Genomic DNA, 12,657 nt, shown 5'->3' on the forward strand with positions numbered 1-12,657 from the left:
TGCTGTTTAATTGTTTCTTGCCTTGCACCATAATTTGAAAAATTTAAAATCATGGTGCAAAGGTACGAAACTTTATCTAGGCGCACAATACGGCTTTCACCGAATAGTTACAATACAGTTTGCTTAGCAAAATCCATCATTGAATAAGTATTGATTACTGGGTCAGTAGACTCTAATGAATACCACCCTATCTTTATCAACACATTATGCAATAACACTGCAGGCACATAGAAATACAGAATCTTCAAGTACAACGATGAGAACTTTTTCTTAAACCACAGTTTGGGTTGAACCAGCTGCTCTTCCTTGATAAAGAACCCAGCTACGATAAAGAACACTGCTACATGCCAAAGTCCAAAGACTAAATCACCGCAATGAACCAAACTGCACGAAGGATAGCTGAAAGCTATATGCCCAAGGACAATGGCTATAATAGCCGTGCCCTTGGTTATATCAACGGATAAAGAACGGTTATTTTCCATAATCTACAATTTAAATGGAGAATCAAAGTCCTCCAGCATTTGATGCTTCATATCCTTATCACTGAGATTAGCATGTTCCGTAGGAATCATCCAATCTATACCAAGCGATTCATCCAATATAGAGATGCCACCATCAGCCTCTGGGTGATAGAAATTATCACACTTATACTGGAATACCGCAGTTTCTGACAATACAGCAAAACCATGAGCAAAGCCCTTAGGAATAAAGAACTGGCGATGATTATCCTCTGTCAGTTCCACAGCCACATGCTTGCCATATGTAGGAGACCCCTTACGGATATCCACGGCAACATCCAGCACTCTACCCTTCACGCATCTCACCAACTTACTCTGAGTAAACGGAGGTCTCTGGAAATGCAAGCCTCTCATCACACCATACGAGCTCATGCTCTCGTTGTCTTGGCAGAACTCTACATGATAACCAACTAAAGGTTCAACCTTCTCTTTAAACTCTCGCTCGCTAAAACTTTCAAAGAAGTAACCACGAGCATCACGGAAGAGACGTGGCTCAATAATAAGCACGCCCTCTATATCTGTCTTTGCTACATTCATTATTTTATTATCTATTATGCGTTTAATATTCGAAGCAACAGTGACATTCTCATCACTTTTTTTTTATATAAATCTACTCTAATGCTATTCATCCGAAATGAAACGACTTGGCAGTTTTCCTTTAGATTGTTCATATTTTGCTATGGTGTCGGGACCGGGTTCTATTGAACCTGTCAAATGTTTCATATAGCATGATTTTATTAAGGTGGCAGTTTGTTGTAACTCATAACCACTCATAAAATCAAAACTATAGTTCTGGCATAAAAAAGTATACAAATCACCTAAGAAATAAGTATTTTTACCTAAAGTTCGAATATAAGGAGAAATATAATCTTGGAATTTCTTTGGTCTAGCTTTACATATCGTCAATGCTATTAGATGACGAATGATATCATTATTATGGTCATGTAAATATTTTCTAAACAGCAACGTTAACTTGTCTGAATAGATTTCATTCTTATACCAAAGAATAATATTATAAGGCATTGCAACAACTATTTCCTTAAGGCAAGCTGCATAATCTTTCGAAAAGTTTTCTGCCAGTTTAAAATTTGCACCTCCAAAACCTCCAAAACCATTTTTGGCCATAAGTGGTGATATATAAAACAAAACTCTCATCAATACTTCCCAACCTTCAAATATTCCTTCCGCTAACTTTTCCTTCAATGCAGGAGCAACAAATTCACTATTTCTAAGAGCCCTACAAGCAGAAGTCAATAACTGCATAAGATTTCGAACATCATACTTATCCAGAAATTTATAAATTTGTTGAGTATATGGTCTTACGCTGTCAAACGTAGAATCTGCTACAGCCTCTTTTATGTCATCAGGCATTCTTGACGATTGGATTTTCTCTTCCAATTGCTTCTGCGTTATACCCTGTTCAGTTTCGTTTAATCTCCACTTAATGTTTGCAAATGGATTAAATTCGTCATCAATTCCTAAATGAGCATATACAGTCTTATTTAAAGATGCCAATGCTTCAGAAATTTTCTCTACCACAACAGAATTCCTACCTGTAATACCTGTATAAAAATCAATTAAGTCTGCGTTATATATAGCATTTTGCTTTAAAAGCATTGTATTTGCAAATTTTGAATTTACAACCATTCTATTTGCTGCAAAATAGCTAATCCAATATACCATCTTAAATTGCAGAAAATCGTTAACAGGTTCAATAATTTGATTATTTATTAAGACTTGAAGTAAATCATTAAGATTAGTTGAATTATATTGCTCATCTATGAAAGGTTTGCAAACATTGAAGAACTCTTCCTCTGAAAAAAACAACTTATTTTGTTCAATCAAATATTGACAAAAATATCCTAATATAAATTTACAATTTTCATCATCAATTTCATCACCATATGTTAAAGTACCAGGATTGTCAAAAATAGATCGTAGCACATAATCCATTACCTTCGTCCTATTTACTGGTCTTTGTTCGAACGTGTTTCTATATGCAAAAACTATTTGAATAGAATTATATGGTATTCTGTGTATATTAAGGCTAACCAAATCTTGATTGAGTCTTTCTACAACAATATTTTCTTCAGCTATTTCATTATTTGCATCAACACTTTTTACGATGGAATGCAGATCCTGACGTCGTATTTCTCTCAAATATAAATCAACGAATCCTTCATGACTTTCTTGTGTTGCTAAATCGACAGCAATAAAATCAGCACCATGGCTAAGAAGTATTAGTCGCTTATTACCCAATAACTTCCTAAGTTTAGTAGCGATTTTATCTATATCCTTAAATTTATTACGCCAATTATCAAGTATGAGACAATCCATTTCCTTGATATCTATTCCATGAAATAAGAGTGCTTTTCGAACATCTTGTTCAACACGAGACAGAGTCCAGTTATGACAATCAACATAAAGCCAATGCTTTTTGCGTTCTTTCCATGCTTTATAAGATAAAAAGTGCCCATAACATGTTAAACCGAATTGACTTGGGGCAATAATGTGAAAAGACTTATCTGAATTAAGTAAATCTATATAGTCTAAGTCCTCCATTTTATCTACATGATGCTGATTAAGAGTTTGTTGGCTTAATTTTCTGTTAATCCATTTAGGAAGAATTCCATAAATCATTAACGCATCATCTAAACTAGCTTTTAATTTCGTCTCCAGAGCATCTAAAGGAACTTCTTTTTTAGAATCTTTATTTATCCACTTTCCATCATCAGTACCCGTAAATTCTGTGCCAACATTGAATTTACGATAACGAACATTCCATTGTCTGTATATAATATCAGTTATGTTACCATTTTCAATATGCATGACAGAATATCCATTTAAATCATTCTTTGATGAGTATAATTGCGGAGAAATGATAACCTTTGCCCCTCCTTCAAAATTAACCATATTTTGACTATGCGTATGCCCAGCAATTAAAAAATCAATGCCATTCCTGCACATTGCATATAATTGGTCTATCATTTCATCTGTCATATGTTCTATTGGATGATGCATTACTAGGACCTTAGTTCTACCTTCATTCTCAGATATCCATTTGTTTACCCCGCTTGTATCAGAACGTAATAATCCTTTATCGACAATTTCATTGCCATATACATCCTTGGCTCCTCCAGAAGAACACCAAGCAGAATTAAGCATATAGAAAGACATTTGAGGAGTAACATTATAATGATAACCCGAAAGACTGAACCTACCTATTCCTAATAATGATTGGCAAAATTTTTGAAAGGGAGCAAATTTTTCTCGAAGAAGACATTTTTCTTCATCGCCAACATATTCGTTAAACTCTACTTCGGTTCTTTTTTTATGAATATCTATTTGATGCTTTTCCAAATGTCTTGTTACAAAGCCTTGATTTAAATCGTGATTCCCAGGTGTTACCATAATATGATTGAGAGGGACAAATTTTGTCAAACGTTTTACAAAACCTTCATAAAATTCTGAGTAGTCATGGTCTGACGCTCCTTTATATACCAAATCCCCTGAAATGACACAATAGTTATCGCCTACTTTATCAGATAAAGTATTGTGCAAGTCTGAGAAAAAAGCATCAAAGACCTGCCCGTCTTCTTCAGGTTTCTTCCAACCATAATGTATATCTGAAATATGCAGAATGTTTATCATAAGAAAAATGTGTAAAAATTTCGCTTGGGGAGAAAAGCCAAAGCCTAAGCCCTTTACGTTTCGTTAATATTTCGTTGTAACTATTCTTTTAGAGTTTATCTATATAATGCCTAATACTATCCTTAGAGTAACACTCAATAAAGTCAGAACGCAGTTTCTTTCTAACTTCGATATCTGTTGTTACATCAGTCATAGCCTGAACATACTCTTCTGGTGTATTTGCAAGAAGCATACTAGATTCAAAACCTTTTGGCAAGCCTTCAAAAGCTATTTCTGTACCAATAACAGGTGTACCACAAGCAAGAGCCTCAATTACCTTTACCTTAATTCCTGCGCCATTAAACAATGGTGATACAAGAGCTTTAGCATGTGATAAGAGCAAGTATGGATCATCAACAAAGCCCATCACTTCATAATGAATTAATGGATTATTATTATTAATCTTCTCCTTAGGAAATTGGCGTCCAATAATCTTAAAAGTTGTCTTTTTCTTAAGCAATGGAGAAACGTTCTCTATAAACCATAAAGCACCCTCATAATTTTCCTTACGAGTCCAATCGCCAAAGAACATATAGTAATCCTCTATCGTTTCCACTCGTTTGTTGATAATATCAGGATCTATATAGTCCAGGCAAACCTTAGCAGGCAAATGATATTCATTTTTAATTATATCCACATCCTTTTGTGAAAAAGAGAATATATGAGCATTCGGCAAATTAAAACATAAGCGTTCACTAAAACGGCAAATATTTTGCATCAGTTTACTTGCTGTTCTCAAAGCTCGTTGAATAATCACATCATGAGCCAATAAAATCTTGGGAGTGTTTCTGCCTAAAAATTTACCGTAATAGAACACATTACTATGATTTAAAACGATTGCTTTATAAGATGTATTCCCCATTAGTTTTTTCAAAGTTATCAACTTTGACCAACTAAAGCGAATGGAATATACCGGATGAAGAAAAGGCAAATTGAGAATACCCCAAATTTTTATGGCTTTTGAGTTTTTGAAAACTTTCAGTACTTTTACATTGCTACGTTCTGGCAGATATGGCTTATCATAATCGTATTTGAAATATACTAAATCAACATCATACGACTCTGCTAAATCATTGAGCATAATCATCGTATTTTTCTCACCAGCTGCCGCTTTGTGAGGAACATATGCAGTTATAAACAGTATTTTATCCTTCATCTTTGATTATTTCATTTATTATAGACAACAACCCGTTTTCATTATTCTCTTTGATGAGAATGCTCTTCTTAACTCCAGCATTCTCGCCTGCTTCCACATCACGATGGCTATCACCAATCATATAAGATTCTGACAAATCAATGTTGAAGTCTTTAGCTGCCTGCAACAAGAGACCAGGCTTCGGTTTGCGACAATCGCAATCTATTTTGTATTCTGGGCGTTCTCCTTCAAATCCCTTGTCTGGATGATGAGGGCAGATATAAATGCCATCAACATAAGCTCCTTCTTTACCCAAGAGGGTTGCCATCTTCTTGTGTATCATGTTGAGTTCTTCCCATGTGACCTCGCCTCTTGCTATCACAGGCTGGTTTGTGACAACAATTGCCAAATATCCACTTTGGTTAATCAGCTTGATTGCCTCTGCTACTCCTTCAATCAGTTCAAAGTCATCTATATTGCGAAGGAATCCCACATATTTATTGATTGTTCCATCACGGTCAAGGAATACGACTTTCTGCTTGTTGGTAAGATTCTTTGCCTGAACAACACCATTTTTATAATCAGCCTCCACTTGATGAAAACGTTCTGGAGTTCCCATGTCCTTTACATACTCTGGACTGTCATAACAGAACATCATGTTTGAGCCACATAGAGGTTTGAGTATCTGTCGGTCCAAGTCAACCTTTCCTTGTGGAAATCCTGACTCTTTGTTGATTTCAAGAGTTTTCAAACCAATATCCAAAACCTTGGGATCTATCACATGAAGACCAGCATTCACACGATTGTCATACCACTGTGGACGTTCCTCTTCCTTGGCAAGCCATTTCTCTACATGACCGTTTTTATCAGCAATGATCAATCCACTATCGTATGGATGCGAATTAGGATGAGTAAACAGAGTAACAAGACCTCCATGATTCTGATGGAATGCAACCATACGATTGAAATCAACATCGAATGCTGCATCCGCATTCAAGAGAAGGAAAGGCTCATCACCTATTTTTTCCCTCAGTCTAAACAAAGCACCAGCATTGCCAAGAGGAGACTCTTCTACAAAATAATCAATCTTTGCACCAAACTGACTGCCATCTCCAAAATAGGCAATAATCTTGTCAGCTAGATAACCAACGGTCAAAATGATATCTTTAAAACCTTGCGCACAGAGAGATCTTATTTCTCTTTCAAGGATAGGCATACCAGCCACTGGAATCAGTGGTTTGGGTATGTTAGGAAAAAGTTCAGCGATGCGGGTTCCTCTACCGCCCGCCATAAGTATTGTTTTCATACGAGTTTCGTTTTGAATGCGAATCTCTCGAATAACACGAATTGATATAAATCCGTGCGTTTCATGAAATCCGTGTGAGTTTATCAATTTCCGAAGAATTTCTCTTCCAGCATCAAGCACAAGCAATGATATACAGGAAGATGAAGTTCCTGAATCTTATAAGTCTCTGTCTCTGGGACATGGATACAGACATCTGCAAATGTTTCCAATCTGTTTTCGTTCTGACCAGTCAATCCAATTACTTTCAAGCCCTTAGACTTTGCTGCTACTGCTGCATAAAGAACATTCTTACTATTACCAGAAGTCGAGATACCCAAGAATACATCCCCAGCTCTACCTAATCCATTCACCTGCTGAGCAAAAATCAATACAGGAACGGCATCATTCATAAATGCAGTTGTCAATGAAGGTTCTCCTACCAAAGAGATGGCAGGAAGCGAACCTTGCAGATGATCAGCCAACACTGTACCCATCTCTGCATCAATCTGCATGAGTCGGTCAATCTGAGCAGCATAAATCTTGCGTTTTAACTTAAACTCCTTCATCAGCTCACCGACAATATGCTCAGAGTCAGAAGCTGAGCCGCCGTTGCCCGCTACGAGCAATTTGCGACCTGCCGCATAAGCTTCCTCTAATACCTGATATGCCTTCAAAATTTCCTCCTTACAGCTATCCAACTGAGGAAAACGCTGCACCAGTGTTTCAATATGCTTTTCCATGAAGATTTACCTTTTTACTCTTTTACATTTTTACCTTTCAAAGCAGTAACATCGTCTATAGGATAAATCTTCCATCCATGAGCGCCACCATCAGAGAACTGGAATGGCATCACAAAACCATTGAGTTTCTTCAAAGCTTCTTCCACTTCCTTCTTACGGGTAGGCTCTACCACAAACATGATGAAACCACCACCACCAGCACCAGATACTTTACCAGCCTTAGCACCAGCAGCCATCGCAACATCCATAGCCTCCTGAATGATAGGATTGGTGATGTTATTTGCCATCTTCTTCTTATTCTCCCAACCTTCACGGAGAATATCAGCAAATCCATCAATATCACCCTTCAAGATAGCTAATTTCATATCCTTGGCACTCTGCTTAATCTTGTGCATAGCTTCCACAGCATCATTATCCCCATGGGAAGTGTTCTTTTTTTGCTCTTCAATGATAGCAGCACTACTACGACTCTTACCAGTAAAGTAAAGAAGCATACTTGCCTCCAACTCATCGATAATCCATCGTTTTATCTTCAAAGGGTTTACGATTACAATATCGTTCTGCAAGAACTCCATATAGTTGAAGCCACCAAAGGCAGCAGCATACTGATCCTGCTTACCACCAGACAAGCCCAAGTCCTTACGTTCAATCTCATAAGCAAGTCGGGAAATTTCATAATCCCCCAATGGCAAACCAAGCCACTCTACAAAACACTTTAAGATACATACAACCATCGTCGATGATGTTCCCAAGCCAGAACCAGCAGGAGCGTCATTGTAGGTAGTAATCTTAAAAGATTTAGCACCTACGCCAAAATCCTTCACCACTCGATTATATACACCCTTAATGAGACTCGCCTCACCATCAATCTCCAGACATTCAGTCATCGGATAACTCTTGTTACAATGCGCATCAAAAGCATTGATGGTTATCTGATTGTCTTCAGACTCTTCAATTGTACAATATGCATACAAATTAATTGTAGCATTTAATATCAAACCTCCATATATATCGCTATATGGCGATACATCGGAACCGCCTCCTGCCAAACCTAGGCGAAGCGGAGCTTTACTACGTATAATCATATCTATTTGAAATCTTTTACTCTTAATTTGCAGTTTAGGACCACTAGTGTCCGGATAAAATCTGGATAGCAGTGATTTCTGTTGTTAAAAATGTCTTCTTGCTTGAATTATTCTATCTTAGTATATTTAAAAATTGTTTAACACCTAAATCATTGCTAATTTCCATATTAGAAATTGCTTCTTTATATTTCAGGAGCACCTTAGGATTAGTCAAAACATATTCTAATCCCAAAATCAGTCCCTCAACACTATTTTCACAGACATAACCAGCCTTTGGCTTAATTAACATTTCATTAACAGAAACGGTTTTAGTTGCGACAACAGGAACACCTAAATATAAAGACTCATTAAAAACAATTGGTGCACATTCATGATATGATGGAAGGAAGAAAAATGAAGCTTGCTTCATATACGGATAAGGATTTACCTTTTCCCCATAAAATGTAACTATACTTTCAAGATTGAGTCGAGAAGTCAATTCGAAGAATTCTTCCTTTTGTGGACCATCTCCAATGATATGCCAATGAAAAGCAAGATTAGGATGAAGCTTCTTTATTTGAGCCATAGCTAACAAACCTCTATCTATTCCTTTTTCAATAGAAAGGCGACAGACTGTTACTATATTTATAATGGATTTATCGAAGTTTTCAACTATCTCATCTTTTCCTACCTCAATTTTGCCATAATCAATACAATTGTAAACTACTTGCGTTTTATCCTTTAAGTCCGGACATATTCTATCAAAAACTTCTTTTGCTCCCTTAGAGCAACAAGCGATTTTATCAAATTTTGAATAATACAGTCGCTCTAATTTGCAATTACCACCATAATGTTCAAAATCACAATGAATAAAAGTAATCTTTATTGGTGCATTAGTAAACTCTGCAATGTACCGATTACCACCGCCGCAAAATATATGATGATTTAAATCATGAGAAAAAGAAATAGCAACATCATATTCATCCAAACGACCATATTTTTTAAATAATAATCGTTTTATAAATGTAGAGCCAAACATCTTTGAATATACTACACAAAAAGCCCTCAATAAACCTAGAATTTTAGATTTCTTCATCGTTAACTTTTGAGAATCTCCAAGAAGACTTAATAACTTATCAGTCTTTAACAAATGTACATTACTTGGTAACTGCTCACGCAAAGGACCTTCATGACTAAAACAAAGAAGATCAATATTCATTTCTTTAGGAAGACTCCTGAAGAGATTAAACAAAGAAGATGCTACTCCTCCTAATTGAAAACTATTAAAACAAATAAGAATTTTCTGCATAATAACTACCCTCGTTAATATTGATAATAATCAAGGAACAAAAATTAATATCCTCAAACATAATTCTAATAAATACACTAATGAATAAAAAACGCAATCATCGTATTTGGTTCACAAGTAATCAACAAAATGTGTTCAAAATCCATCCACCAAATCGTTACAAAATATACTTACCAAAGAACTCCAATACGAACCAACTGTATCAAACTATATTTTTTTCCATTTTTTATTTCTTTTGTTTAAATAATAATACAAAAAGTATGTCCAGACAAAAATCCTTATAAGATTAAAATATTCGGATCTTGGATAATAAATAGCATTCATGAAAAACATTCCATAAAACATTAGCCATACAAATGATTGATACTTCAAATTATCTGATTTTGCTATCAAATAGCCCAATAGGCTCATTAGGGAGATTACCCCAAATAATCCAAAGGATAAATATATATCACCTATTAAGTTAGTACCAAGTCCAATGAACTGTTCTTTTGAAGATATGGTTCTATCATACTTAAAAGTAATCATCGTATTTTTATATCCACTATGAGTATCTTCCTCTGATAAATTAAAAGCATTGTTCAATATAGTATTACCATAAGGTATTATAGAACAAATATTCATTAAAAATGATTTACCAAAAGAAAAACCATTAGTGTCTGCATATTCTGTCAATACATATAAAGACCTATTATTGATAATAAGTTCTTCTCCAATATTTACGAAAAAATATTTGGATATGGAGGTTCCATCACTACCATTTCGGCTTGCCCCTAAAGAAAACATAAAAAATGCACCAACAAAAAGCAACGCACAAAATTTTATTATGTTAAGTCTATGAATGAAAGTGTTGTATAAAAATATCACAATTAATCCAATTCTTAATGTAAAAGTTCGAGAGCCAATTAACAATTGAACAAATATTGTAATCAACAACATCACACAAAAGGAAATGCCCAATTTATTGAATATATCTTTTATGCTTTTTGAATTACAAGAAGAAGCAAACAACAGATAAAGTATTAATGTATTACAAATATCTTGTAAATATCCCCCAATAGAACCTATATCAACCTGAGTATAGTCTGTTCCAATATTTTTTATATACAATAAACATAGAAAAAACATTGAACAAATTGAAATATGCTTCAATTTATTATTTATTAAAATATTAAATCTCTCCCTCTTAGGAGTACACTTTACAAAGAAACCTATCCTAAATAATGCATATGCTAAGTATCCTATCAATGCCAATAATGTACAATGAGTAATATACCTATCATTAAAACCAAATCTAAACAACGAAAAATTATAGTTTGTTTCATATAAAAAAACGGGATAGATAAAGTTTGTGTATAAATAAGATAAAGCAAAAACAGTATCGAAGGTTATAAATGTCTGCTTAATATTATTAATAGCAATCAAGAAGACTGCTATCAAATAGAATATAAAACAATTAGTACAAACAGTTTTTGAATAGCCCAATGGCAATGTGAAATACATGATAATTGCAATAGACATCATAATTCCTAATATTACCAAAGAGTATGTACGTAAGAAATTAATCATAATTTAAAAACTTATTTCATTATATGGCCTATTATAATATAAAGCTGCAGATCTCGCAAAGTTACTTCTGTACATTTTTCCAGAATGCAACATATATACCTTTTCGGCTTTCCCAATAAAATAAAAATCCAAAAATGTCTTAAGGTCTAAATTTATTTGAGACTTAGCCTGATGGTGTCCTATATGAGATATAGGACCAGGTATTGTATACACATAACTCTCAGAAGATACATACTTGATAAATTTCTCACTATCTGCAGTTACTAATATTTTATAATTAGAGTTCACTTCATGCAATTCTTTCAACTTTTGAAGACATTTTTCCATTAACTTCTTTTGATCTAGTTCATTTAGCGTTTCCCCCCTAATATCCTTAAAATCTCCTAATAATTGCATGAATATAAAAGAAGCAGATATATATTTATCAGAAGGAGAATACTTATTTATTTGTTCCATAAAATAAAAGGAAGGTCTGAACAGTTCTTCGAATAAGACATGGGGTTAAAAATCCATACCATATTTTTTATTCAAGAAAGGGAGCCAATCTTCATTAGTATAGAAATGATGTTGAAAATATTTGCACAATGAATTTAAACGTATTGGTTTAAACTTATCCAACATAATAACTGGCGAAGCAAATGGGTAAATATGACATATATCATCAAAGTGAATCTCCCAATTATATTTATTTGGAGAAAAATATGTACTCAACAAAAAAGGTTCTTTATGATAGATTTTAAACTCTCTACCAATACATTTAGAATAAGCATATACAGATATAATCCCTCGCAATCGATCAGCTAATCCATTTGAATAAGCAGAACTATCGAGACAAAAAATTTGATAAGACTTAACTCTTCTTCCAAAATATTTACTCACTATCAATTTGACTTGATCCATCAAGTCATAACCTAAAAAATCACGAATTTTCATTTTGACGTTTTTTAAATAATGTAATTATATAGCTAGTATCATTCTTATTAACAAAAATACTTAGCGTAAAATATAAACCTGAAAGAAATATAGTATCAATAAATAATGCAAGCCAATAATTAGGAATTAAAATATTTAGTATTTCTCCGCATATGGTAATTAATACCGAACAGATGAATGAAGGAAACATATCCTGTAGCTGTTTCAATAAAGAATAATTAATTAGTTTACCAGAAAAATACGCAGTAAGAATATAGGAAAATAAACTAGATACAATCATTCCTAAACATATGACAGTCAATCCGTAAGCGTCCAAAAATGTCACAACGCCCCTATTTGCGGGCTTTTTGCAAAGCCCACAAATCTCATTTTTAAATATCTTTCACTAAAAATTTCATTAATCCAAGCAGATTG

General features: G+C 34.2%; 11 protein-coding genes. All 11 read right to left on the reverse strand.

The genetic code is table 11. The annotated features are described in order from the left end of the window. Positions 1–107 precede the first annotated feature (107 nt). The 11 genes from ACTQ16_RS16105 to ACTQ16_RS16155 all read right to left on the reverse strand — a co-directional run bounded on the left by ACTQ16_RS16105 (position 108) and on the right by ACTQ16_RS16155 (position 12,243). Positions 108–482: an acyltransferase family protein gene (locus ACTQ16_RS16105; protein WP_441938432.1), complete on the reverse strand. Its 375-nt coding sequence runs from the start codon at positions 480–482 to the stop codon at positions 108–110. A 3-nt stretch (positions 483–485) separates the two neighbouring features. Further along, the gene (gene rfbC, locus ACTQ16_RS16110; protein ID WP_441938434.1) at positions 486–1,055 is read right to left on the reverse strand and encodes a dTDP-4-dehydrorhamnose 3,5-epimerase; all 570 of its coding nucleotides are present in this window, start codon (positions 1,053–1,055) and stop codon (positions 486–488) included. A gap of 84 nt (positions 1,056–1,139) precedes the next feature. Then, positions 1,140–4,169: a metallophosphoesterase family protein gene (locus tag ACTQ16_RS16115; protein ID WP_441938436.1), complete on the reverse strand. Its 3,030-nt coding sequence runs from the start codon at positions 4,167–4,169 to the stop codon at positions 1,140–1,142. 88 nt (positions 4,170–4,257) lie between these two features. Beyond that, the gene (locus tag ACTQ16_RS16120; RefSeq protein ID WP_441938438.1) at positions 4,258–5,364 is read right to left on the reverse strand and encodes a glycosyltransferase; all 1,107 of its coding nucleotides are present in this window, start codon (positions 5,362–5,364) and stop codon (positions 4,258–4,260) included. After that, the gene (gene gmhB / locus ACTQ16_RS16125; protein WP_441938440.1) at positions 5,354–6,649 is read right to left on the reverse strand and encodes a D-glycero-beta-D-manno-heptose 1,7-bisphosphate 7-phosphatase; all 1,296 of its coding nucleotides are present in this window, start codon (positions 6,647–6,649) and stop codon (positions 5,354–5,356) included. Before gmhB ends, ACTQ16_RS16120 begins: the two co-directional genes overlap by 11 nt. An 83-nt stretch (positions 6,650–6,732) precedes the next feature. Further along, positions 6,733–7,368: a D-sedoheptulose-7-phosphate isomerase gene (locus tag ACTQ16_RS16130; RefSeq protein ID WP_441938441.1), complete on the reverse strand. Its 636-nt coding sequence runs from the start codon at positions 7,366–7,368 to the stop codon at positions 6,733–6,735. 14 nt (positions 7,369–7,382) lie between these two features. Further along, positions 7,383–8,453: a GHMP family kinase ATP-binding protein gene (locus ACTQ16_RS16135; protein ID WP_441938442.1), complete on the reverse strand. Its 1,071-nt coding sequence runs from the start codon at positions 8,451–8,453 to the stop codon at positions 7,383–7,385. A 112-nt stretch (positions 8,454–8,565) separates the two neighbouring features. Further along, positions 8,566–9,741: a glycosyltransferase gene (locus ACTQ16_RS16140; protein WP_441938444.1), complete on the reverse strand. Its 1,176-nt coding sequence runs from the start codon at positions 9,739–9,741 to the stop codon at positions 8,566–8,568. Between the two features lie 207 nt (positions 9,742–9,948). Next, complete coding sequence (locus tag ACTQ16_RS16145; RefSeq protein ID WP_441938445.1) at positions 9,949–11,310, reverse strand: O-antigen polymerase; 1,362 nt, start codon at positions 11,308–11,310, stop codon at positions 9,949–9,951. Positions 11,311–11,313: 3 nt separating this feature from the next. Then, a complete protein-coding gene (locus tag ACTQ16_RS16150) occupies positions 11,314–11,766 on the reverse strand; it encodes a hypothetical protein (RefSeq protein ID WP_441938447.1) in 453 nt (150 codons plus the stop codon). A 45-nt stretch (positions 11,767–11,811) separates the two neighbouring features. Next, complete coding sequence (locus ACTQ16_RS16155; protein WP_441938449.1) at positions 11,812–12,243, reverse strand: hypothetical protein; 432 nt, start codon at positions 12,241–12,243, stop codon at positions 11,812–11,814. Positions 12,244–12,657 lie beyond the last annotated feature (414 nt).

Source organism: Prevotella sp. LCP21S3_D2 (assembly GCF_052118345.1).
In the GTDB taxonomy this organism is placed as follows: domain Bacteria; phylum Bacteroidota; class Bacteroidia; order Bacteroidales; family Bacteroidaceae; genus Prevotella.